General features: G+C 67.9%; 18 protein-coding genes and 1 pseudogene. 16 read left to right on the top strand and 3 right to left on the bottom strand.

Annotated features, from left to right (window positions below; all coding sequences use genetic code 11):
* The first annotated feature begins 26 nt into the window (after window positions 1-26).
* Genes BLW81_RS03085 through BLW81_RS03075 form a run of 3 tightly spaced genes read left to right on the top strand, consistent with a single transcriptional unit; the run spans window position 27 to window position 5,883 of the window.
* Entirely contained in the window at window positions 27-2,786 is a 2,760-nt protein-coding gene (locus BLW81_RS03085) for a helix-turn-helix transcriptional regulator (RefSeq protein WP_083405933.1), read from the top strand.
* A complete protein-coding gene (locus BLW81_RS03080) occupies window positions 2,787-5,543 on the top strand; it encodes a LuxR C-terminal-related transcriptional regulator (protein WP_083405932.1) in 2,757 nt (918 codons plus the stop codon).
* A gap of 46 nt (window positions 5,544-5,589) precedes the next feature.
* The gene (locus BLW81_RS03075; protein WP_083405931.1) at window positions 5,590-5,883 is read left to right on the top strand and encodes a hypothetical protein; all 294 of its coding nucleotides are present in this window, start codon (window positions 5,590-5,592) and stop codon (window positions 5,881-5,883) included.
* A 215-nt stretch (window positions 5,884-6,098) separates the two neighbouring features.
* Here BLW81_RS03075 and BLW81_RS03070 read toward each other — a convergent pair whose 3' ends face one another.
* Window positions 6,099-6,731 carry a hypothetical protein gene (locus tag BLW81_RS03070; RefSeq protein WP_083405930.1) on the bottom strand — a complete coding sequence of 211 codons (633 nt, stop codon included), beginning with the start codon at window positions 6,729-6,731 and terminating at the stop codon, window positions 6,099-6,101.
* 58 nt (window positions 6,732-6,789) lie between these two features.
* Between BLW81_RS03070 and BLW81_RS30250 the strand changes: the two are divergent.
* Window positions 6,790-7,956: pseudogene (locus BLW81_RS30250) on the top strand (hypothetical protein); the annotation flags it as partial.
* A 2-nt stretch (window positions 7,957-7,958) separates the two neighbouring features.
* On the opposite strand, the gene BLW81_RS29820 reads toward BLW81_RS30250, so the two are convergent.
* Window positions 7,959-8,759 (bottom strand): hypothetical protein, encoded by an 801-nt coding sequence (locus BLW81_RS29820; protein ID WP_157897562.1) that lies wholly within the window; start codon window positions 8,757-8,759, stop codon window positions 7,959-7,961.
* 42 nt (window positions 8,760-8,801) lie between these two features.
* Between BLW81_RS29820 and BLW81_RS29200 the strand changes: the two genes are divergently transcribed.
* From BLW81_RS29200 to wecB, 12 genes are read left to right on the top strand one after another with little or no spacing between them, the layout of a single operon-like run.
* Window positions 8,802-9,380 carry a hypothetical protein gene (locus BLW81_RS29200; RefSeq protein WP_157897561.1) on the top strand — a complete coding sequence of 193 codons (579 nt, stop codon included), beginning with the start codon at window positions 8,802-8,804 and terminating at the stop codon, window positions 9,378-9,380.
* A 26-nt stretch (window positions 9,381-9,406) separates the two neighbouring features.
* Window positions 9,407-10,357 (top strand): HTTM domain-containing protein, encoded by a 951-nt coding sequence (locus BLW81_RS03060; RefSeq protein ID WP_157897560.1) that lies wholly within the window; start codon window positions 9,407-9,409, stop codon window positions 10,355-10,357.
* Window positions 10,354-12,105 (top strand): hypothetical protein, encoded by a 1,752-nt coding sequence (locus BLW81_RS03055; protein WP_083405928.1) that lies wholly within the window; start codon window positions 10,354-10,356, stop codon window positions 12,103-12,105. Before BLW81_RS03060 ends, BLW81_RS03055 begins: the two co-directional genes overlap by 4 nt.
* 1 nt (window position 12,106) lies before the next feature.
* Entirely contained in the window at window positions 12,107-13,222 is a 1,116-nt protein-coding gene (locus tag BLW81_RS03050) for a hypothetical protein (protein WP_083405927.1), read from the top strand.
* Between the two features lie 3 nt (window positions 13,223-13,225).
* On the top strand, window positions 13,226-14,326 hold the full coding sequence (locus tag BLW81_RS03045) for a glycosyltransferase (protein ID WP_083405926.1): 1,101 nt from the start codon (window positions 13,226-13,228) through the stop codon (window positions 14,324-14,326).
* Window positions 14,323-15,072 carry a YveK family protein gene (locus tag BLW81_RS03040; protein ID WP_083405925.1) on the top strand — a complete coding sequence of 250 codons (750 nt, stop codon included), beginning with the start codon at window positions 14,323-14,325 and terminating at the stop codon, window positions 15,070-15,072. The genes BLW81_RS03045 and BLW81_RS03040 overlap by 4 nt, the downstream gene beginning before the upstream one ends.
* 23 nt (window positions 15,073-15,095) lie before the next feature.
* Complete coding sequence (locus BLW81_RS03035; protein WP_157897559.1) at window positions 15,096-15,827, top strand: WecB/TagA/CpsF family glycosyltransferase; 732 nt, start codon at window positions 15,096-15,098, stop codon at window positions 15,825-15,827.
* The gene (locus BLW81_RS03030) at window positions 15,824-17,257 is read left to right on the top strand and encodes an oligosaccharide flippase family protein (protein WP_162277398.1); all 1,434 of its coding nucleotides are present in this window, start codon (window positions 15,824-15,826) and stop codon (window positions 17,255-17,257) included. Before BLW81_RS03035 ends, BLW81_RS03030 begins: the two co-directional genes overlap by 4 nt.
* Complete coding sequence (locus BLW81_RS03025) at window positions 17,254-18,648, top strand: O-antigen ligase family protein (RefSeq protein WP_083405922.1); 1,395 nt, start codon at window positions 17,254-17,256, stop codon at window positions 18,646-18,648. Before BLW81_RS03030 ends, BLW81_RS03025 begins: the two co-directional genes overlap by 4 nt.
* Window positions 18,645-19,601 carry a glycosyltransferase family 2 protein gene (locus BLW81_RS03020; protein ID WP_157897558.1) on the top strand — a complete coding sequence of 319 codons (957 nt, stop codon included), beginning with the start codon at window positions 18,645-18,647 and terminating at the stop codon, window positions 19,599-19,601. The genes BLW81_RS03025 and BLW81_RS03020 overlap by 4 nt, the downstream gene beginning before the upstream one ends.
* Window positions 19,598-20,626 (top strand): glycoside hydrolase family 113, encoded by a 1,029-nt coding sequence (locus tag BLW81_RS03015; protein WP_197680351.1) that lies wholly within the window; start codon window positions 19,598-19,600, stop codon window positions 20,624-20,626. Before BLW81_RS03020 ends, BLW81_RS03015 begins: the two co-directional genes overlap by 4 nt.
* Window positions 20,627-20,636: 10 nt before the next feature.
* The gene (wecB, locus tag BLW81_RS03010; protein ID WP_083405920.1) at window positions 20,637-21,839 is read left to right on the top strand and encodes a non-hydrolyzing UDP-N-acetylglucosamine 2-epimerase; all 1,203 of its coding nucleotides are present in this window, start codon (window positions 20,637-20,639) and stop codon (window positions 21,837-21,839) included.
* On the opposite strand, the gene BLW81_RS03005 is transcribed toward wecB, so the two are convergent.
* On the bottom strand, window positions 21,754-23,349 hold the full coding sequence (locus tag BLW81_RS03005; RefSeq protein WP_083405919.1) for an HNH endonuclease signature motif containing protein: 1,596 nt from the start codon (window positions 23,347-23,349) through the stop codon (window positions 21,754-21,756). The two genes, wecB and BLW81_RS03005, sit on opposite strands and share 86 nt — an antisense overlap.
* Between the last annotated feature and the right edge of the window lie 14 nt (window positions 23,350-23,363).

Below are 23,363 nucleotides of genomic sequence, written 5' to 3'. Positions count from 1 at the left end.
GCTTAGCTGACTGCGAGTATTGACGGATGGCCACCCACGTGGTGAGCCGCGCGGGGGAAGTGCGGGCGGTCGCGGACTTTCTTGCTGCCGCGGCCATCAAACCCGCAGCACTGGTGCTGCGGGGCGAGGCGGGCATCGGAAAGACCACGGTGTGGCTCGCGGCGCTGCAGCAGGCGCGGGAGGCCGGCTTCCAGGTGCTGTCGGCACGCGCCTCGTCGGCGGACTCGGTGCTGACCTACGGCGCACTCGCCGCGCTGCTCGATGGTGTCGACGATGACGCCTTCGCCGGTCTGCCGTCGCCGCAACGCCTGGCGATCGACCGGGTGCTGTCCCGGGCGACGCCCCGGGGGCCCGTGTCCGACCAGCGGGCGGTCGCCGCCGCGTTCGTCGCGGTGACCGAATACCTGGCGCAGCGCAGACCCGTCCTGCTCGCGATCGACGACCTCCAGTGGCTCGACCAACCGAGCAGGCTCATCGTGTCGTCGGCGGTGCGCCGCGTCGTCGGTCCGATCGGCTTTCTCGCCACAGTACGAACGGACCCCCAGGCCGAGGCCGAACCCGATCTGCTGCGGTTGCAGGAACCGGACGAACTGCGCAACATCCATCTTCCACCGTTGAGCCCGGGGGCCCTGCACGCCGTCATTTCACAGCGACTCGGCCGGTCATTCGCCCGGCCACGGCTGCTGCGCATTCACCAGATATCCGGTGGAAACCCGTTCTACGCACTCGAACTGGCACGAGCGACGGGGGACGGCGCCCGCGACCCATCGATCCTGCCGAGATCCCTGACCGAACTGGTTCGAGCGCGGCTGGCCAACCTGGCAGAAGATGCCCAACAAGCTCTGCTGGCCGTCGCCTGCCTGGCTCAGCCCACCATCGAGATGGCGTCACGAGCCTGTGGTGTCGATACCGACGCCATCGTCGCCGCACTGGATTCGGCCGTCGACGATGGAATCATCGAAATCTCCGGCGGTCGCGTCGCTTTCACTCATCCGATCCTGGCGCACGGCGTCTACAGTGCCGCCGCCGCCGGCCGGCGCCGCGGCATGCATCAGCGCCTCGCCGCGCTCGTCGAGGAGCAGGAGTTGAAAGCACGACATCTCGCGCTGGCGGCGGAACGTGGGGACGAACAGACCCTGCGTGCGCTCGACGAAGCGGCCGGCACGCTCCGAATCCGGGGCGCACCGGCCGGCGCGGCTGAACTGCTCGACATGGCCATCGACCTTGGCGGCGACACGCCCCAACGTCAGTTGCTCTCCGCCTCATACCATTTCAACTCCGGTGACGCCGGGCGGGCACGCACCATCCTCGAGACGGTCATCGCGGGAAGCGGACCCACGCGGCTGAAGGCTGAGGCGCTGCGGCTGCTCGGGTTGTGGAGTCTGCTCGACGGGAGTTCGCGGGAAGCCGCTGAGCTTCTCACCGACGCACTGGAGCACGTCGGTGACGATGACGCGTTGCGGGCGGGCATCTTGATCCCGCTGGCCTTCGCCGAGGTCAACGCGCGGCATCCTGCCGACGCGGCGCGTAGCGCGGACGAAGCCGTCAGCGCCGCCGAAAACGTCGACCGGCACCAGGTGCTGAGCCAAGCCCTGAGTATGCAGGCCCTCGTGCACTTCCTCCTCGGGGACGGGCTGGATGAGCAGGTGCTGGCACGGGCACTCGAGGTTGAGGACACTGCAAGCCCGCTACCCGCGCTCCTCAGCCCGAGTATCCACAATGCCGAAATACTCTCTGCTACGGGCAATCTAGACGAGGCACGGACGCGATTCGAACGCATCCGGCGTGGCTACCTGGAACGCGGTGAAGAGAGCGAGTTGATGATTCTCGCGTTCCACAGCGGACTGAACGAGATCTGGCGGGCCGACTTCACGTCGGCGAAAGCCACCTCCGAAGACGCCATGGAGCGAGCAGTGCAACTCGACCGCGACCTGCCGTTGTCGGTCGCACTGATGCTTCGGGCCGCGGTCGCTGCCTACGCGGGCCATGAAGACGACGCCCGTCACGACGCCAAGGAGGCAGCCGAGATCTGCCGGCGATGCGACTCACCCGACTTGGTGACGGTCTGGCCCGACACCATTCTCGGCTTTCTCGACTTATCGCTGGGTCACTATGCAGCCGCGCTCGACGCTCTGAAGCCATGGCTGGCAGAGGTTCGGAGGCGGCCGAGCGCCACCGAGATCTTCATCGCCCCGTTCCTACCCGATGCGGTCGAATCGCTGGTCCAGCTTGCCCTTTTCGCCGAGGCTGGCGAGCTGCTCGACATCTTCGAGAGCAACGGCCGACGCCTCGACCGACCATGGATGCTGGCCACCGGCGCCAGGTGCCGGGCACTGCTGCATGCTGCGCAAGGCGACCTGGAAACAGCGAACGTCGAGGCGGAGCGGGCATTGGCCGAACACGCTCGGTTGCCGATGCCGTTCGAACTCGCCCGCACGCAACTGGTCCACGGGCAACTGCAACGTAGACAGCGCCATCGCGAATCCGGATCGGCGACCATGAAAGATGCGCTGGCCACCTTCGAACGCCTCGGCACGCAGGTGTGGGCCGACCGAGCCCGCGCGGAACTGGCCCGCGCAAGCGGTACCCGCACGCGGGCGGAACTCACCGCTTCGGAGCGCCGCGTCGCCGAACTCGCCATCACCGGCATCACCAACCGGGAGATGGCCGCGGCGTTGTTCATCAGCCCGAAGACGGTTGAGGCCAACCTCGCCAGGGTCTACCGCAAACTCAACATCCGATCCCGCGCGGAGCTGGGACGGGTGATGGGCGAAAGCGGACAGTAGGTGATCCCACACCAGGCGTCGCCTTCGGTCGACCGGTTCCTTGCTGCCGTCCGCGAGGAACCGTGTGCCCTGGTGCTGCAGGGAGAGGCCGGAATCGGTAAGACCACGCTGTGGCGAGCGGCGTTGGAAAAGGCCGCTTCGCTCGGGTTCGAGGTTCTCTCGGCGCGCGCCGCGGCCGCCGAATCCGTCCTGGCGTACTCAGCGCTGAGCGTTCTGATGGAAAAGCTGGGCAAGGACGTGTTCGCGGGTCTGCCGGTGCCGCAGACAGTGGCCCTTGACCGGGTGTTATTACGGGCCGAAGATGACGGACCCGGAACGGATCAGCGCGCCGTCGCCGCGGGTTTCGTCTCGGTGCTGGAGCACCTCGCGGGACAGACCGGAGTGCTGGTGGCGATCGACGATCTTCAGTGGCTGGACCCGCCGAGCGCCCGGATCATCGCATCGGCTGCCCGCCGGGTGACCGGTGCGGTCGGATTCCTGGCGACCCTGAGGACATCGCCCGACATGCGATCCGATGCGGTCGACCTGCCGTTGCGTCGGTCGGACAGACTGTTTCGTGTTGACGTGGAGCCGATGAGCATCGGTGCGCTCCATCGCCTTCTGCAGGACCGCCTGGGCCGTTCGTTCTCGCGGCCGAAAATGACCGAGATCTTCACTGTCTCTGCCGGAAACCCGTTCTACGCCATCGAGTTGGCCCGAGCGATGGGCGACCAACAGTCGACATCGGCGACACGACTGCCCACCAACCTCACCCAGCTCGTGCGAACCAGGATTGAATCCCTACCCGCAGACACCCGCGAGGTGCTGCTGGCCGCTGCGTGCCTTCCCGAGCCCACGGTGACACTGGTAGCGGACGCGACCGAGATGCCGGAATCCCGGGTACGGCATTTGCTCGAAGAAACCAACGAGAAGGGCATCACCGAACTTGTCGGTGACACAGTGAGGTTCAGTCATCCACTGTTGACCAAAGGTGTCTACGCCGACGCGTCGAATGCACACCGGCGGGGTATGCACCGGCGGTTGGCGCGCATCATCGATGAGCCCGAACTGAAGGCGCGCCACCTCGCTCTGGCCGCTGTCACCGCGGATGCGCAAACCTTGGCGGCGCTCGACTCCGCCGCGGAGTCGGCACGGGCACGCGGAGCGCCCGCCGCGGCGGCCGAGCTGTGCGAGTTGGCGATCGGCCTCGGCGGCGAAACGGCGCAACGTCGCATACGATCGGCGGGCCACCACTTCGCCGCCGGCGACACGGCACACGCCCGAGAGTTGTTGCGTAACATCATCGCGGAGCTCGAACCCGGGCGATTGCGCGCCGAAGCTGCGAGTCTATTGGGCTTCGTTCATCTCTTCGACGACGGTTTCCTCGAAGCTGCCGATGTCCTGGCGGCGGCGATCGAGGAGGCCGCCGACGACCTCGCACTGCGCACCACGCTCCTCATCTCGCTGTCGTATGCGCGCTACAACGCGGGGCAATTCGGTTCCGCCACCCGCAGCATCGAGGAGGCAGTCACCTGCGCGGAGCGGCTGGGATCAGCCTCACCGATCAGCCAGGCGCTGAGCATGAGGACGACGCTGCGCTTCTTGAAGGGTGACGGTCTCGACGACGAAAGCATGCGGCGAGCAGTCGAATTGGACGATCCCGACGCCGAAATGCCGATGGGCTTCAGGCCCCGGATGCAGAACGCGATGCTTCTCGGGTGGGCAGGAACTCTCGATCGCGCGCACGTTGAGCTCGCACAGATCCGTCACCGCTGCATCGAGCGTGGCGAGGAGAACGAGCTGATGTTCGTCGCCGTGCACAGCGTGCTTGTCGAAATCTGGCGAGCGGATCTCGGGGAGGCGCGGCGCATCGCGGACGACACCATGGAGCGGGCACTACAGCTCGGCGGCAACGTCCCGGAGTTCGTCGCGATGACACTGCACGCAACGGTGGAAGCTCATCGTGGGCATGAGGACAGTGCGCGCAGCGCTGTGGCATCAGCACTCGATGCGAGCCAGCGGTGCGGAGCGAATCTCCTGGTGGTATGGCCTATTACGACGCTCGGTTTCCTCGAGGTATCGCTGGGTAATTACGAGGCGGCGCTGTCGGCGCTCGCGCCCCTGCGGCTCAGCCTCGAAATGGCACCTAGGGCGACCGAGATCCCGGCTGCGTCGTTCATCCCCGATGCGGTCGAGGCGCTCATCGCACTGGGACGTGTCGACGAGGCCGAGCCGATGGTGGCGGCGCTGGAGACAAACGGAGAGCGGCTCGATCGTCCGTGGATGGTGGCCGTCGCAGCGCGTTGTCGGGCAATGCTTTTGGCAGCGCAGGGTGATGTCACTCGTGCGTTGCAGAAGGCAGAACAGGCCATCGACGTGCATGCGCGAGTTCCTATGCCATTCGAACTCGCACGTACGCAGCTTGTCCTCGGCCAGCTGCAGCGCCGGCAGCGTCGACGGGAGCTGGCATCTGAGACATTGCGTACAGCGATGGCGGCGTTCGAGGCGATCGGGACGCCGTTGTGGGCCGAGCGCGTGCGAGCCGAACTGCAGCGCGCCAGCGGCGTCCGGGCCCGACTCGAATTGACGGCCTCCGAGCGTCGGGTAGCGGAGCTCGCCGCAACCGGAAGCACGAACCGGGAGATGGCCGCCGCGTTGTTCATCAGCCCGAAGACCGTGGAGGCGAACCTTTCTCGCATCTACCGGAAGCTCAATATCCGGTCGCGAGCGGAGCTGGGCCGAGCGATGCGTGACGCCGATGTTGGCGGCGAGGAATAGGGAAACACCCGATTCGCGGTGAGGATCACCGCCTTAAGGTGACGCCATGGAGACCGGGAACACGGTCGGCCGCTACCTCGTCGAGTGGTTCCGGCCTGCGATCGCTGACGAGCCGCTCGACCGCGTCGTCGCAAGATTGAAGGACTGCGCGACGTCGGTGTCGTCGGCGGGTGCGCCCGTGACCCTGTTGGCGACGTTGTCGGTCCCGACCGACGAGGTGGTCTTTGCGGTCTTCGGATCGTCGTCGGAGCGTGGTGTGCTCGATGTTTGCCAGATGGCAGGATGCCCGGCGCAGCGGGTGACTGCCGCGGCTGAGGCGCAGTTCTGGTCCGAAACATAGGGAAACACCCGATTCAAGCGATCTGAACTGTCACTAGCGTCAACCCGCAGGATTCCGAGCGTTCATCGGGGGATGACGATGCCTATCCGCAATGTGTCAGGTCTTGATCCCTATGGACGGGTTCTTGAGTCCAAGCGCGATTGGGAGGGCACGCGTCGTAAAGGCAGCGCGGTGTTGTTCGCCGGCGGCCTCGCCGTGTGCGGCCTGACGCTTTATCAGCCGGCCGACCCGCCGTCGCCGGTGGCGCTTGCCAACGCAACGACCGGGGATGCGTCGAGCGGGTCGAGTGGTGACACCTCTGGGCCGACAGGTTCGAGCGGGGGTTCGACGGGTTCGACCGGTTCGAGTGGACAGTCGAGTGGGTCGACGGGTTCGAGCGGCAACACGTCCGGCGGCACAAGCGGGAACACCTCGGGCGGCACAAGCGGGAACACCTCGGGCGGCACGAGCGGAAACACCTCGGGTGGGACGACTGGTGATGGTTCGACGGGCTCGAGCGGGCAGTCGAGTGGGTCGACGGGTTCGAGCGGGAACACGTCTGGCGGCACAAGTGGCAACACGTCAGGTGGGACGAGCGGCAACACGTCGGGTGGGACGAGCGGGAACACCTCGGGCGGCACGAGTGGTGACACCTCGGGTGGGACGACTGGTGATGGTTCGACGGGCTCGAGCGGGCAGTCGAGTGGGTCGACGGGTTCGAGCGGGAACACTTCCGGTGGCACAAGTGGGAACACGTCGGGTGGCACGAGTGGTTCAAGCGGGACGAGTAGCGGTTCCAGCGGAACCAGTAGCGGCTCGAGCGGCCAGTCGAGTGGCTCGAGTGGGACCAGTAGTGGGACCAGTGGCACGAGTGGGCAGTCGAGTGGTTCAAGCGGCGAGGTCCGCCCGGACCGCGACGGCGACGGGTTGTATGACGATGACGAGACCGATGTTTATGGAACCGATCCCGATAGCCCCGACAGCGATGGTGACGGGATCAGCGACGGTGAAGAGGTTTTCGTAGGGTCCGATCCCACTGATGGTGGGACCTCCAGCGGCGGCTCAAGTGGAACCAGTAGTGGTTCGAGCGGGACGAGCAGTGGAGGTTCTAGCGGAACCAGTAGCGGCTCGAGCGGCCAGTCGAGTGGCTCGAGTGGGACCAGTAGTGGGACCAGTGGCACGAGTGGGCAGTCGAGTGGTTCAAGCGGCGAGGTCCGCCCGGACCGCGACGGCGACGGGTTGTATGACGATGACGAGACCGATGTTTATGGAACCGATCCCGATAGTCCCGACAGTGATGGTGACGGGATCAGCGACGGTGAAGAGGTTTTCGTAGGGTCCGATCCCACTGATGGTGGGACCTCCAGCGGCGGCTCAAGTGGAACCAGTAGTGGTTCGAGCGGGACGAGCAGTGGAGGTTCTAGCGGAACCAGTAGCGGCTCGAGCGGCCAGTCGAGTGGCTCGAGTGGGACCAGTAGTGGGACCAGTGGCACGAGTGGGCAGTCGAGTGGTTCAAGCGGCGAGGTCCGCCCGGACCGCGACGGCGACGGGTTGTATGACGATGACGAGACCGATGTTTATGGAACCGATCCCGATAGTCCCGACAGTGATGGTGACGGGATAAGCGACGGTGAAGAGGTTTTCGTAGGGTCCGATCCCACCGACGGTGGGTCGAGCGGAACCTCGAGCACGTCGTCCGGCACGTCGTCGGGCACGAGCGGTACGTCGGGTACCTCGGGCACGTCGTCGGGTACGAGCGGGACGTCGGGAACGAGCGGTACGTCGGGAACAAGTGGTAGTAGCGGTCAGTCGAGTGGCTCGAGCGGTGAGGATCGGCCAGATCGTGACGGCGACGGTCTTTACGACGATGACGAGACAGACGTATACGGGACCGACCCGGACAACCCGGACAGCGATGGCGACGGCATCAGTGACGGCGCCGAAGTCTTCAACGACAACGACCCCACTGATCCGTCAGATGGTCGAGTGGACAGCGATGGCGACGGACTCTACGACGATGACGAGTCCGGCTTCTACGGGACCGACCCGGCCAACCCGGATAGCGATGGCGACGGGGTCTCCGATGGCGAAGAAGTCTATGTAGGTACGGACCCCACCGACGGTGGTGGCACGAGCGGAACCTCTGGTACATCAGGGACCTCCGGCACGTCCGGTACCAGCGGTACGTCCGGCACTTCGGGTACGTCTGGCACTTCGGGTACGAGCGGAACCTCTGGTACATCAGGGACGTCCGGTACGAGCGGCACGTCTGGTACGTCCGGTACGAGCGGCACCTCTGGTACATCCGGGACCTCCGGCACCAGCGGCACGTCTGGGACGTCGGGTACCAGCGGTACGTCGGGTACGAGTGGAACTTCGGGTACGTCCGGTACATCGGGTACCAGCGGTACGTCGGGTACATCGGGCACCAGCGGAACCTCCGGCACGAGTGGCACTTCGGGTACGTCCGGCACAAGCGGTACTTCAGGGACGTCCGGTACGAGCGGAACCTCTGGTACATCAGGGACCTCCGGCACGAGCGGTACGTCGGGTACATCGGGCACCAGCGGAACCTCCGGTACGACTGGCACTTCGGGTACATCCGGCACCTCGGGCACCAGCGGCACGTCGGGCACTTCGGGAACGAGCGGCACGTCAGGTACGTCTGGCACGAGCGGAACGTCAGGGACTTCAGGTACGTCTGGCACGACCGGCACGTCCGGCACCTCGGGCACGACCGGCACGACTGGCACCTCCGGTACGTCCGGCACGACGGGTACCTCCGGCACGTCCGGCACGAGCGGCGAAGGCTCGACGGGTGCAGTCGGCGCGATCTTCGAGATCTTCAGTGACCTGTTCTCACGGACTGTCACCTTCCTCGCCGGCCTGTTCAGCACCTTCCTCGGTCTGTTCGGCCTGTCGCGCCGCGACGGTGGCTGGTGGTTCTGAAGCATCGTGCACCGAGCGGTAAGCGCCGCTCGGTGCACGCTCGACTTTCGGCCCTGGGCAGACGATTCGAGCGCTCCTTCGCCGGCGAGGTCGCCATCAGCGCACTGGTCACCGTCGTCGTCCTCATCGGTGTGCTGTGGAACCTGCCGAACTCCGAGCTGAAGCGGGCGATGACCCCCGCGTTGCGACCCGTAGCCGCGGCCGCCGGCATGCAGCAGAACTGGCAGATGTATGCGCCGGAACCGATCGCCGGTCTCGAAGACATCCAGATCAGAATCCGCATGGCCGACGCATCCGACCGCGTCTGGAGATGGCAGCCCGGCGACAAGGTCCTGGGTCCGTTCTCCTGGTACCGATGGCAGAAACTCAAAGAGCAGGTCATCCGCTCACCCGAACCTCGGGCAGGCCTCGTGCACTGGGTCGTCCGCGAGATGACTACAGCAGCCGAACGACCGGTACACGCCGTGATGTTCCTGCGTGTGCAGCCGCTACCGCCACCGGGCAAGGACGGTCCGCTGCCGGCCAGAGTGAAGACGCTCTATTCCGAATCACTCGAGGGCCGGCCATGAACCCGGCCTCAAGTACAGCAAAACCGATGCCAGAGAGAGCGATCAACGCCTGGCGACACTTCTGGTTCCGGCCCACCCCTACCTACACTCTCGGCGCGGTCCGCATACTCTTCGGCGCAATCGTCGTGCTCTGGACGCTCTCACTGCTCGGTGACCTCGACGACCTCTTCAGCACGTACGGCGTCGTCCCCGCCCACCGCGGCGGCACCTACGAGAACGGCGTCTTCGAGTTCTGGGCCGGTGATCGCGCGCTGATGATCGGCTGGGCGCTGCTCCTGATCTCAGCGATCGCGTTGACAGTCGGCTGGCACAGCCGATTGGCGGCGCTGCTGGTGTTTGTGCTCGTACTGTCCTTCGAGTTTCGCAACCCGTTCGTCTTCAATTCCGGTGACGCGCTGCTCCGTATCGAAGCGCTGCTGCTCGCCTTGTCGCCCTGCGGCGCCGCCCTGTCTCTCGATCAACGCCGAGCCGGCGGCAAGTTCTGGTCCGCGCAGATGCGTGCCCCGTGGGCGCTGCGACTGTTGCAGTTCCAACTGTCACTGATCTACATCTCCACGTTCCAGGTCCGGATGACCGGCAACAAATGGCCCGAGGGCACCGCCCTGTCCTACGCGTTCCGGCTCGAGGACATGCTGATCATCCCGTTGCCGCATTGGGTTGTCACGAGCGCGGAACTGATGAACCTGGCCACGTGGGGAACGCTTGTCCTCGAACTCGTGATCGGCATCCTGGTGTGGAACCGGCGGTGCCGGCGCTACGTGTTGACCGCGGGCGTCGCGCTGCATTCGATCATCTTGGTGACCGTCGCGGTCGGCTTCTTCACACCCGCGATGTTCGTGCTCTACCTCGCCTTCATCGACCCGGAAACCATCCGCCGACTACCCGAAACCGTGAAAAGCGCTGTCCACCAGCGCTTCGCCACCGATCAGCGGGAGACGCCCAGCAGAAGCGACATCACTGACCGGGTGAGCACGTGACCGCGATCGCCGAGCGTGTACCAGAAACCGCGACCGTCGCGACCACACCGTCGGCGTCACCGCCTCGCCGCGCCTGGCTCATCGCCGCGGGAATCCCCACGGCGGCAACCGCTCTGCATGCAAGCTATTACGGTTCGTGGATCGTCGACGACGCCGGTCTGTCCTTCGCCTATGCCCGCTCGCTGGCCACCGGCGCCGGGCCGGTCCTGCAGCCCGGCGGCGAAGCCGTCGAGGGCTACTCGAACCCGGCATGGGTCGCGATCCTGGCCATCGGCCGGTTGCTCGGATTGTTCGACCGCGGGGCGTTATTCGGGCTTTCCGACGTCGTCTTGTACCCCAAGGCCGTCGCTCTCGTGTGCTGCTTCGGCATCTTCACCGCCATGTTCGCCGCCGCACAAGTCTTCGTCCGTCGTCCGCTCCTCGTCACCGTGGTGGCGGGCACACTGACCGCCGCCATCCCGTCCTTCACCATCTGGACGACAAGCGGGCTGGAGAACGCGCTGTTCGCTTTGGCGGTGACCGGGATCGCCGCCGTCCTGGTCCGGGCCGCCGTCCACCAGCGACTCGCCGATACCCGAACCGCGCTCATCGTGGGAAGTCTCGCCGCGCTCGCTGCGCTCAGCCGGCCGGACGGCATCATCTACGCCGCAGCGTTTCCCATCGCGATCGCCGTCACCGCCAACCGTTATGGCATCCGCGCCGCCGCGCGATCCTGCCTGACCGCGCTTGCCGCGTTCGCCGCGCCGACCGGTCTCTACCTGCTGTGGCGCTGGTTCACCTTCGGCGACTACCTTCCGAACACGGCCCGCGCGAAAGAGCAGGGCATGCCAAGCCTGTCCGACCTTGCCCGGGCCTGGGACGTCGCCGAATATCTCGGTCTGACAGCGACGTTCATAGCCATTGCCATCGTCGGCGCTGCGGTGTGGCGTGGCGCTATCGACCGCGTCGCGGTCGCGATGCTGGGAATCCCCCTCGGGCTGGCTTTCACCGCGCTCGTCGTGCTGCGGCCCGACTGGATGGAACAGCTGCGGTTCGCCACGCCGATCTGGCCGTTGGCGGCGCTGGCCGTGGTTGCGTGCACCACCGGCTTGTTGTCAACTTTGTCGTTGCGCGGATGCGTCGTAACGGTCGTGGTGATCGTCGTGGCGGGCGCCTCGCTGATCAACCAGTTCACCATGTGGCAGCGGCTGTTCCTCGCGAATCCGACGGTCGGCGTCTGCAATGTGGCGCAGACGCACGGCTATCGGCTGAACGGATACGCCGACATCTTCCGGCTGCGCGACGCCAGCCTGCTGGCCGTCGACGGTGGAGGGACCGGGCTCACCTCCCGGATGCGATTCGTTGACCTCTCCGGGTTGGCGGACCAGCGGATCGCCCGGTACTGGCACGACGACGACATGGCCGGCCTGCGGGACCACGTCTTCGACGACGTCCGGCCCACGTTCGTCAAACTGTTCGCGCTGTGGTTCGAACTGGACCGCCTCGACCTCGCCGGCGATCCCCGCTTCGCGCGGGATTACCTCCTGCTCTACAGCGGAGTGCCCGGCAGCGGGGAATGGATCCGCCGCGACGCCATTCCGGATCCGCGCACGCTGGCTCGGGCACGCGTATGGGGCAACACGACATGGCAGCAGACCGAGGCACGTTATCCCGGCGGCCAGCCGCCCCGGTGGTGGTGCGGCGCGGCGTTGCGCCCCACACCGTTCAGCGACGGCGTGCCGGCGCCGTCACCAGTCAGGGGGAATTGAGATGTCGACGGGTTATCCCGATCTCGGCGTACTGCTCGAGGAGCAGCACCTCGCCGCCGACCGTATCGAACACTGGTTGTTGCACAGCGACATTCAACTCACCGACGGCCCTGACGCCGGAGCCATCGCCGGGTGGCTCGACCACGAGGGCCGCGCCGAGTTCGTCTATCCCGAGATCGCCGGCTACTACCTGACCACGCTGGCATGGCTGCTATCCGGCGGGGCATCGTCGGTGCGGCACGCGACTCTTGCGCGCGGCCGCGCGGACAGGGCAGCCGCCTGGATCGCCGAACTCATGGCGAATTCCACGGCGCCGCCGACTCGGCGCTACCTCTGCGATGCGCCACCGGATTGGCGCAACGACGCCGTGTTCTCGTTCGATCTCGCCATGGCGGCCCGCGGATTGAGCGACGTATCCCGCATCTCAGCGTGGGCCGACACGCGGACCATCGACCGGCTCACCGGATGGTTGAACCGCATCTCGACCGGCGCGGCGATCATGGCGTCGCACTACTCGGTCGACGAAACCGTTCTCCCGCAACGGTGGTCGACACAGGCCGGACCGCACCACCTGAAGGCTGCGGCGGCCGTGCTCCGTCTCGACGACGCGCCGCCGTCGCTGACGGCCATCGCCCACCGGACGATGGTGCACTGGGCCACGGTGATGATCACCGGCGACTGGCCGTGCCGAGAACTCCACGCCCTGTGCTACGGGATAGAAGGTCTGCTCATCGCCGACAGCGGCACCGGCGACCGGATCGACCAGGCGGCTTACATCTTCACCGGCCTGATGGAACTGCAGGCGCCGGACGGCACCCTGACCGAGACGATCGACGGTGGCCGCGTGCGCTCGGACGTGCTGGCGCAGGCCCTCCGCATCAGTCTGCTCCTGCGGGGCCGCGGCCATCTCACCGGCAGGCGGTGGGCCGACCGCCTCGACGGGCTCGCGCACGCGTTGACCGACTTCGTCCGGCCCGACGGCGGCGTGCTGTTCGCCGATGACCAGGACATCGCCAACACCTGGTGCGCGATGTTCGCCCTGCAGGCGTTGCGTCTTCATGAGAGAAGCGAAAGTGCCGACCCGGCGCCCGACTCAGCGTTCCGGTATCTGGTGTGAGCGATGTCCGCGAAACCGTCTGCGCAGCCGGACATTCACCTGTTCGAACCGACCGGCTATGCCGGGGTCTTCCAGCACACCTGCCGACTGGCCCAGGCGTTGAGTCAACGCGGACTGACTGTGACCCTCCACACCGGCCACGAGCACGAACCCGTTGACCTTGCCGGCGTGCGGATCTGTTCGTGCGTCTGGTGGCCGATGCCGAGGGACACCTCGCGGCCGAAGGTCCTGATGCGGAAAGCGGCGATCACCGCTGGACTCGTGGCACGCACGGTGCCCCACTTGATCCACGCGGGCTCCGGCGCGGTGCTGCATGTGCAGGGTGTATCCGCGAGCGGCGCGGTGAACCTGCTGTTGTTGGCCGCCGCGCGCCGCGCCGGTTCGCGGGTCGTGTATTCGCCGCACGACGTGTTCTCACGTCGCGGCGCGCTCGACGAGTTCCTGCTGCGGATCGGATACCGCCGTCCGCACGCGATGGTGGTGTACTCCGATGCCGACGCTCGAATTCTCGCCAAAAGCGGAGTTGCTGCGCATGTCTCACCTCTCGTCCAGCTGGTGCCACCACCGACCGCGCTGCAGCGGCGGATCTGGCGCCGCGAGTGGGGCGCACACGACTCCGACACCGTTGTACTCTTCACCGGCTTCATCCGGCCTGAGAAGCGGGTCGACGTGCTCGTCGAAAGCGCCGCCACCTGGCCGCCGGACCGGCGTCTCGCGGTCGTCGGACCCGATCGCGGGGGCTGGGCGCGCTGCGACGCGCTGGCCCGGACGCATCTCGTCGACATCGCCGCGCGCCTGGAATTCGTTGAGCTGACCGAGTTCACCGCCGCCATCGCGGCCGCCGATGTCGTGGTCGTGCCGTCCGAGCAGGCGAGCCAGAGCGGTGTGCTCGCCGTGGCCAGACAGCTGCGGACCCCGACCGTGGCCGCCGACATCGGCGGCATGGGCGAACTGGCATCGCACACGTTCACCGCCGGGGACCCCGGCGATCTCAACCGCGCCATCCAGAAAGCCCTCGGCGGCGGTGCTCCCCCCGCGCCGTCGCCGAGGGACCTGGACGAGGCCGTCGCCGTGCACCTGTCGGCCTACGGGGTGCGGTCATGACCCGTCATCAGGCCCGCGGGTTCGACGTCCGGGCCTTGATCCGCTGGTGGCCGTTGATCGTCCTGCCCGCCTTGATCGCCGCGGCGGCCGCGTACTGGTCGGTCAGCCACCAGTCGCCGTCCTACACCGCCGCCACCCGCCTCGCGGTGGTGCCGCTGGCCCAGTGGGACGAGACGTTCCTCGGTACCAGCCTCGTCCGCGACAGCGGCGACGCCCACAGCACCGCCGCCACCACCGCCGAACTGCTGGACTCTCCCGAGCCCGTCGGCCGGGCGATCACCGTGTCGGCCGTCCCCGACACGAACATCGTCGAGGTCACCGCACGGTCAGCCAGTCCGCATGAGGCTGAACAGGTTTCGCGGACTTTCGTCGATGACGTGCTCGCCGATCGCTGGCGCACGATCGCGGCCGAGCTGGACGCCCGAATCGCCGCCCTCTCGGTGACCACCCCGGCCGACCCGAACTCCGGTGAGGCGTCCGCGCGGCTGCAGACCCTGACCTTGATCCGCCAGGCCGGCGCTGATCCGACGCTGCGCATCGTGGCGACCGGGGCAGCCGTCGAGGAGCCGAGGCTGCCAACCGTGGTGATCCTCGCGCTCGCCGCGCTCGGCGGCGCCGTGGTCGGGACGCTCTGCGCATTCGTCGCTGTGCGGTTGCGCGCTCGCGCGCCGGCCGTTGCCGCGCCCGCACGCCCGCCGGACGAGCCGGCGCCGCCCACCGTGTTGACCACCGACGCCGCGGGGTGATGGAAATGCCCACATTGATCGACATGCCGATTGACGCCGTCACGATGGACGGTGCGGTGCACCGGATTTCCGACAGCATCGCCAACGGCCGCGGCGGCACCGTCCTGACACCCAACATCGAGATCCTGCGCCAGTACCGTTCGACGCCCGAGCTGCGGTCGGTGTTCGAGCGCACCGACCTCCGGGTCGTCGACGGCATGCCGCTGGTGGTCGCGCTGCGCCTGCAACGCACACCCGTGCCCGAACAGATCACCGGCACCGACCTGCTGTGGGCGCTGTCCGGTGCGGCGGCCCAAGTCGGCTTCTCGGTGCTGCTGGCCGGCGGGCGCGACGGCGACGCCGAACGTGCCGCCGAGCGGCTGCGTGCCGAATTCTCGGGACTGCGCGCCCGGACGCACGCGTGTTTCGTGCGGCCCGACACCGAAGCCGAGGAACTCGCCCGCCTACGCGCGACGATCATCGCCGCCGAACCGGACGTCGTGTTCATCGGGTTGCCGTTCCGCGTGCAGGTCACCCTGATGGACGAACTGCGCGCCGCGTTACCCCGGACGTGGTTCGTCGGCGTCGGGTCGACCTTCGAACTGGTCAACGGGGACCGGTCGCGCCCCCCGAAGTGGTTGCAGCGCTTGTGTCTTGAATGGGCATGGCGGCTGACCCAGCAACCGGAGATGTGGCGGCGCTACTTCGTCGACGGTATGCCGACCGCTGCGCTCCTGCTGGCTTCGGCGCTGCGTCAGCGGTGGCGAAGAGCGTGACGCACACGGCACCTCCGACGGACGGCTCGACGGTGCTGCGCGCCGCCGGGTGGATGACCGGCAGTCACCTGCTGGCGCAAACCTTCGCCTACGGATCGCTGATCCTGCTGGCCCGCTGGCTGACCCCGACCAGTTTCGGCACGCTCGCCGTCGGCACGGCAATCGTCTATGTGGCAGTTCTTTTCGTCGACCACGGCACCCTGGGCGGGCTCATCGTCCGGCAGTCACTCACCCGCACCGACCTCCTGCGAGCGTTTCGGCGGTGTCTGCTGACTGCCTGTGCGCTCGCCGCGGCCATGGCGACGACGGCCGGTATCGTCGTCACCCACTTCGCAAGCGGCGGCGACGCGGCCGCGGTGGCCGCACTGGCGTTGTGCCTGCCGCTGCACGCACTGTCGGTTGTCCCGACGGCCCTGCTGCAGAAGGCGATGCGATTCCGGACGCTGGCCGGGCTCAACGCCGCCGCCAACACCGGATCGGCGATGATCGCGGTGCTGCTGGCGGCCGGCGGCGCCGGTGTGTGGGCGCTGGTGGCCCGCCAACTCGTGCTGTTCGCGGTGCTCGCCGCGGCCACACCTGTGTGGGGTCGCCGCGAACTCCGTGACCCCACATCGGTCTGCTCACCGGGCCGCGACCGCACACCCGGCGGCGAGCGGTGGTTCTTCCTGTTCGGGGTGGCACTGATGGTGACCGCCAACCTTGACTTCCTGACGATCGGTGCCACAAGCGACGCTCACCTCGTCGGGCTGTACGCGTTGGCGTTCACGATCGCGATGGCACCGTCGACGCACATCTCCGAGCAGGTCGGCCGCGTGCTGTTCGCCGCGGCCGCCCTGCAACCCGACAACAACCGTCAACGCACCGAGCTGTCGGTGCGGCTGATGTCGATGCTGTTCGTCCCCCTGCTGCCCGTCGCGGTGCTGGCCGCACCGATGGTGCTGCCCGCGGTTCTCGGTGCCCAGTGGGAACCGATGGTGGTGCCGTTCCAGGTGTTGCTCATCGTGGGCGTCGGCCACGCCGTCGTGAACTGCATCGGAGAGACGCTGTCCGGCAACGGTCACATCGCGTTCCGCGCGAAAGTCATGATGATCCGTTGTGCAGCAACACTTCTCCTTCTGCTGGTGCTGGTACCTGCCGATGGGATTCGTGGCGCGGCGTTCGCGCAGCTGCTCGTGTTCCTGGCGTACGCGGGGGTGTATGTCGGTGCCGGTGCCCGACGCGCGGGCACCTCGCCCCGTGCCCTCGCGGCACAGCTGCGTCCGGTCGCCGCGGCGCTGCTCGTCCAGGTCGGCGTCGGCACCGCGGCGTGGCTGATGCTGACGGGGACCGGGGTGGCGTCGTCGGCCGCCGCCCCGTGGGCCGCGATCATCGGTCTGATCAGTTGCCTTCCGGTGCTCTACCGGCTCGGCCTGCGGGGTCTGCTGCGATGATTCCCACGCGCGACGCGCCCGCCGCAGTGCCGCTGCCGAGGCCGACCGCACCGCTGGTCACCATCGCGTGCCTCGCCGCCCTGGTCTTCGGCGCCGCGCTGCCGGTCGCGCCGTGGACGGTGGCGGCCGTATCCATCCTGGTGCCGCTGGCGTTCGCCGCGCCGGTCGCGTCGCTGACGGTGCTGCTGGCGGTGACCGTGCTGGTGCCGTTCGAGGTTCAGGACTCGTTCGCGGTGTTCGGCGGGCGAGATCGGCCGGGGCTGTTGGTCGTTGACGTGCTGATGCTGCTCGGTCTGATCCGGGTGGCGGCACTGCTCCTACGCGGACGGCAACTGCTGGACCGGCGCGTCCTGGCCGGTCTGGCCGTGGCGGTGATCATGACCGTCGCCCTGCTGTGGGGGTGTGCGCTCGGCGCGTCGGTGAGCGAGGCCGGCCACGAGATGCGCCGGGTGATCCTCGGCTGCGGCACGTTCCTGTTGGCGCTCCCGCTGGTCGACGACGCCACGGCCCGCAAGCGTCTCGAGCGCTCCATGCTGGGAATCGCTCTGGCGCTGGCGCTCTGGGGATTGGCGCAGTGGTTCCTGTCGGTCGGCTACACCACTTCCGGCGACGTCGGTATCCGCCCGGGCGTCGACCTGACCTCCTCGGGGCACGGCCAACTGCAGGGCGGAATGTACGCCTATCCCGTGGCGGTGATCCTCGCCTGGGCGGTGGTGCTGTCGGGTCGCCACCGCGACATGCGTGTCCAGGCGCTGGTGACGACGATCCTGCTCCTGAACGGGATGTGCCTGGTGCTGACGTTCGAGCGCAGCCTCTGGGGGGCGACGGCCATCGGCTGCGTCCTCGTCGCGCTGCTGTCCGGGCCGGCGGGACGCCGGCGAAGCGTCCCGTGGGCGGTCGGCGGGTTGACCCTGATGGTGGTCGCGGCGGCGGTGGCGCCCGGGCAGGCTCGCACCGCGGTGGAGCGGCTGCTGTCGATCCGACAGGTCACCACCGACACCTCGGTGACGGCGCGGCTGGTCGAGTCGCGCGCCGTCATCGACGCCATCATCCAAAGGCCGTTCGCCGGTTCGGGTTTCGGGGCGACGGTGACGTGGGGGCAGCGCGACACGTTCGCGACCGTGACCACCCCGTTCGCGCACAACGGTTATCTGTGGCTGGCCTGGAAGATCGGCATACCCGCCGCGCTCCTCGTTGTCGCGCTGATCGCGGCGGCGATCTGCCGCCGGGTGCGCGACGACTCCGACTGGGCCGCGCTGCGCCGCGGCAGCCAGGCGTCGCTCGTTGCGATGCTCGTGATCTGCATCGTCTTCCCGGTGTTCAACGTCCTCGGCATCACCGCGGCGATGGGCTTCCTGGCTGCGGTGTGCTGTTCGCGGGAGCCGCGATGACGCTCGACGTGATCATCCCGACTCGCGACCGGCCCACTCAGCTGGCCGCCACGCTCACGGCGCTGACCCGCCAGACCGCAACGGATTTCGGCGTCGTCGTCGTCGACGACGGCGGATCGACACCCGCGGAGAGCGCCGTACCGCCGAACATCTCTGCAAACCTGGACATCCGATTCCTGCGCAACGACACTGCACGCGGTCCCGGACCGAGCCGCAACCGCGGGATCGAAGCGTCCAGCGCATGCGACATCGTGTTGATCGACGACGATTGTCTGGCCGTTCCGCAGCTCATCGAGCGACATCGCGCTGCGTTGCAACGCCATTCGTCGTCGGTGTCCCTCGGCCCGATCCTGTCGCCGCCGGGTCAGCGGCTCGCGGTCTGGAACCAGTGGGACGCCGACCGGCTGGCCCGCGAGTACGCGCGACTGGCGGATGGCTCGCTCGCGGCTGCCTGGCACCACCTCTACACCGGCAACGTCGGGCTGCGCCGCGCGGACTTCGTCGCGGTCGGCGGCTTCGACGCGCGGTTCCGCCGCCAGGAGGACATGGAACTCGGCTACCGGCTCGGTCGGGCCGGCTGCCGGTTCGTCTTCGACGCGCAGGCCGTCGTCTTCCACGACAGCGACCGGACCCTCGAATCGTGGCAACGCATACCCGCGGCGAGCGCGCGCTTCGACGTGTTGATGGACCGACTCGACGCCGATTCCGACCGGTTGTCGTCCGTGCAAGCCGAATTACGGGACAAACACTGGGCGCTGCGGCTGGTCCGGTCGCTGATCCGCACTGCCGGTGGCCGACAACACGCAGCGCGCGCCGCCATGCGGGCCGGCCGACTGCTGCACGGCGTGCGTGCCGACCGCGCCGGCATGGCCGCGATGAGCGTGGTGTGGGACCTGACCTACTGCGAGGCCCTGCGCGAGGCCATGCTCGACCCCGAATGGTCGTCCCGGTGATCCGGGCACTCGTGGTCGTGCTCGCCCTGGTGGCCGGATGCGCTCCAGCGCCGACACCGGCCGAGCCGACGATCACCACCGCACCGGTACAGCGCGGCATGGTCCTGCCGACCTGGGACAAGCATGGATACACCGACCCGTCGACCGGCGAAGCGCTCACGAAAATGGCTGCGGCGGGCGCAAACTGGGTACAGATCGTGCCGACCTGGTATCAGGGCACCCGCACGGCGTCGGTGATCAGTCCGGCGTCCAGCACCGTCGCCGACGACGACATTCGCGCGGTGGTGGCGCTGGCCAGGGGCCACGGCCTGAAGGTGTTGCTCAAACCGCACGTCGACGTGGCCGACGGCTCGGACCGCAACCGGATCGACCCTGCCGACCGGACAGCCTGGTTCTCGGCATACCGCGGCTTCATCACGCACTACGCCGCACTCGCGGCCGAACTCTCGGTCGACCAGTTGGCGGTCGGCACCGAGTTACGCGGCGTCAGCGGTGACCGGCCCGCATGGCTGGCGGTCATCGCGGGCGTGCGGCAAGCATTCTCGGGTCCGCTGGTGTACGCGGCCAACCACGACGAGTACCGCCGCGTCGCGTTCTGGGACGCGGTCGACCTCGTCGGCATCGACGCCTACTGGTCGCTGACCACCGAACCGACCACCGATGTGCCGGAGCTCCGGCGCGCGCTCGACAGCCGGCGAACCGAACTCGCGGCCTTCGCCGAAATGACCGGCCGACGAATCCTGTTCACCGAGACCGGGTTTCCGAGCCAGCATGGTGCGGCCACCGCGCCATGGGACGGCACGATCAGCCGCCGACCCGCGCCGGATGAGCAGGCCGCCGGTTACGAAGCATTCCTGGCCACCTTCACCGGTCAAGCCTGGTGCGCCGGTGTGTTCTTCTGGACGTGGGCCGTCGCCCCGCGTCGCGGCGGAACCGCACTGGACACGTCGATCGCCGGGAAGCCGGCGCAGCAGGTCGTCGCGAAGTGGTGGGCGTCCTCGCTCGGCGCGCGGGCGGCGGGGTAGGCGACCCGTGATGGTTCCGGAGGTTTGGCTGATCGGCGGCACCCGCCCCGAAGCGGTCAAACTCGCGCCGCTCGCGCTGGCCCTCGACCAGAGTTGGGCCGCACCGGTCGTCGTCGGCACCGGCCAGCACCCGACGATGTTCGACCAGGCGCTGGCGGCGTTCGGGCTGACACCGGGCCTGGTGCTCGAACCCGAGCGCCTCACCGGAACGCAGGCCGAACTCGTTTCGCAGTTGACGCACAAGCTCGACGACGTGATGCGACAGCGGATGCCGTCAGCGGTCGTCGTCCAGGGCGACACCACCAGCGCGCTGGTGGGCGCGCTGACCGCGTTCTGGAACGGGGTGCCGGTGGTGCACCTGGAAGCCGGGCTGCGGTCACACGATCTGCAGGCGCCGTTCCCCGAAGAAGCCAACCGGCGGATGATCGCGCAGATCGCGGCGCTGCACCTGGCGCCGACGCCGCGCGCCGCGGCCAACCTGCGCGCCGAAGGTGTTGCGGCAGAACATATCCACGTCATCGGCAACACCGTGGTGGACGCGGTGCTCGCGATCGCGGGCCGGGTGCGCCCGTTCGGTGTGCCGGTGCTGCGGGTCGTCGAAGAACAGGTCGCGGCCGGCGCCCGGCTGATGCTCGTCACCGTCCACCGCCGCGAGTCGTGGGGAGAACCGTTGCGTTCGGTGCTGCACGCAGTGCGCGATGTGCTCGCCGCGCATCCCGATCTTGTCGCGGTCCTGCCGGCACATCCCAACCCGGTGGTGCGCGGTGAGGTGGAGGCTGTGCTCGGCGACGAGCCGCGCATGCACATCACCGCTCCACTCGACTATCCCGATCTGATTCGGACACTGGAGCTTTCAGCGCTTGTGCTGAGCGACTCCGGCGGGATCCAGGAGGAGGCGCCGAGCTTCGGCGTCCCCGTGCTGGTGCTGCGCAACACCACCGAGCGGCGGGAAGCCATCGACGCCGGATGTGCGGTGCTGGTCGGCACCGACCGTGCGACGATCCGCCGCGAGGCCGCACGGCGCCTGGCGCAACGCCGCGTCGATGTCCCACAACAGCGCAACCCGTTCGGCGACGGGCACGCGGGCAAGCGGGCCGCCGCCGCGGTGAGACAGCTGCTGACCCCGGTCAGAACGGGGGATCATCCGGTATCGGCGGCAGTGGTGGTGGTCGCCAGTCCGGCGGCAGCTCCTCGGGCTCGAACGGCTCGTTGATCCAGGTGGCGAAGGGGCTCTTGCTGGGCTCGTTCCCCTTGAAGAGAATCAGAAATCGGCGAGATTGATTGCGCCACTTGCGATGCTCGATCTCCCGCTTGCGGGCATAGTCCAGCCTGCGCTGGGCGGCGTTGACGGGACGCTGCACAGCAAGTTTCCTTCGCAGGTACTTCACCCGCGTTTTGCGCTCGCGCTGCCGACTGCGCTTCCGCGGCGTCGGCTCCCCGCATGCCGGGCGCATCTGCGGAAACAACTCTGCACCGATCGGCGTCGTGCGGTACTCACGACCCGTCGGCGAGGTCCATACGATCGTGCCGTCGGCGAGCTGCTCGTCACGCCAGCCGTTGGACCCGCTGACGAAGGTCTTCAGCCGATGGTGCTCACGGCAATACGCGGCCAACCCCCAGGGCACCGTCAACCCGCCGGACGCCGGATCCGCATGATTGAACGGCGTGGTGTGGTCGAGGTCGCAGATGCTCGCCTTGCGATCACATCCGGGGAACCGGCACGTCAGATCCCGCTGCCGCACCCATCGCGCCGTCGCCGCAGTGGGCTGGTACCTGTGCGCCTGAGCCTCGGTCACGGTCGGCTGCTCGCACGGCCGAATCGCGGCGTCCTGGGCGATCTCGCGGACCACATCTGCGCCGATGACCCCGTAACCCTCGAGATACCCCGGCTGCTCGCTCTCACCGCTGACGGTCGTGTCGGTGGCGATCACGTTGATGACCGCGAGCACCCCACGGCTCTGCTCGGTATCCTCCGTGCGCGTCGGGCATTCGTCGCTGCCGCAATCACACACCAGGTTGCGGCCCGCCATCACCGCGGCGAACGCGTCGGCGCGGCGCTGATCCATCGTGCGGGGGTCGTTGGGGCACAACAAATTAACCATCGCAGATATCCGCTGCTCGAAGGCGGCGGCCGCGGTGGCCGAGATTCGTCCCCGGAGTCGTGCGGTTCCGTCGGGCTGAGCCGTGGTGCTGACGTACCGGTCCCCGTCGGCGCGGGCACGGCGCTCCTTGGCGGCTTCCGGGTCGACCTTGTGCACCACGCTGTCCACGGTGGTGACGAGTCGCGTGCGCGACCATGTCTGCCAGCGGCCGATGCGCTCCGCCAACGCCTCGTCGACCTGACCGATCAGTCCGTCGTCGACGAGCTCAGTGCGGGTGACGATGCAGCGCACGCTCGGAAAGTCGATGCGGCCGTCCGCCAGCAGCGCGAAGATCTTCGGCAGCCGGGCGTCGAGCGCCTCGGCACACGCCACCAGCTTGCTGGCCTCCACGGGCGCCAGGTTCAGCGCGGCGCCCACCTCCGCGGTGGTCCGGGTGAAGCCGGTGACCATCGACCAACCGGGGTCGGGATCGATGCCCTCGGCCTCGCTGGTCCGGATCGCCAGCAGGTCGGCGACTGCCACCATCTGGCGTGCCATCAGTTTCGACTCCTCGCGGTGCGTCTCTTCGATGACGGCGAGGCTGACCCCGGGATCGGCGGGTTCGAACGTATGTTCGACCATGACCTCATCATGCC

The organism is Mycolicibacterium rutilum (assembly GCF_900108565.1).
GTDB lineage: Bacteria > Actinomycetota > Actinomycetes > Mycobacteriales > Mycobacteriaceae > Mycobacterium > Mycobacterium rutilum.
The sequence above is the reverse complement of the archived record's forward strand: the minus strand, read 5'-3'. Positions and strand labels throughout refer to the sequence as shown.

What these genes read in the sequence shown, in the direction of transcription:
- wecB (WP_083405920.1), top strand. Translation starts at nt 20,637, where the DNA reads ATGGTTCCGGAGGTTTGGCTGATCGGCGGCACCCGCCCCGAAGCGGTC.
- BLW81_RS03035 (WP_157897559.1), top strand. Translation starts at nt 15,096, where the DNA reads ATGCCGATTGACGCCGTCACGATGGACGGTGCGGTGCACCGGATTTCC.
- BLW81_RS03085 (WP_083405933.1), top strand. Translation starts at nt 27, where the DNA reads ATGGCCACCCACGTGGTGAGCCGCGCGGGGGAAGTGCGGGCGGTCGCG.
- BLW81_RS03050 (WP_083405927.1), top strand. Translation starts at nt 12,107, where the DNA reads ATGTCGACGGGTTATCCCGATCTCGGCGTACTGCTCGAGGAGCAGCAC.
- BLW81_RS03005 (WP_083405919.1), bottom strand. Translation starts at nt 23,349, where the DNA reads ATGGTCGAACATACGTTCGAACCCGCCGATCCCGGGGTCAGCCTCGCC.
- BLW81_RS03045 (WP_083405926.1), top strand. Translation starts at nt 13,226, where the DNA reads ATGTCCGCGAAACCGTCTGCGCAGCCGGACATTCACCTGTTCGAACCG.
- BLW81_RS03020 (WP_157897558.1), top strand. Translation starts at nt 18,645, where the DNA reads ATGACGCTCGACGTGATCATCCCGACTCGCGACCGGCCCACTCAGCTG.
- BLW81_RS03025 (WP_083405922.1), top strand. Translation starts at nt 17,254, where the DNA reads ATGATTCCCACGCGCGACGCGCCCGCCGCAGTGCCGCTGCCGAGGCCG.
- BLW81_RS03075 (WP_083405931.1), top strand. Translation starts at nt 5,590, where the DNA reads ATGGAGACCGGGAACACGGTCGGCCGCTACCTCGTCGAGTGGTTCCGG.
- BLW81_RS03060 (WP_157897560.1), top strand. Translation starts at nt 9,407, where the DNA reads ATGCCAGAGAGAGCGATCAACGCCTGGCGACACTTCTGGTTCCGGCCC.
- BLW81_RS03040 (WP_083405925.1), top strand. Translation starts at nt 14,323, where the DNA reads ATGACCCGTCATCAGGCCCGCGGGTTCGACGTCCGGGCCTTGATCCGC.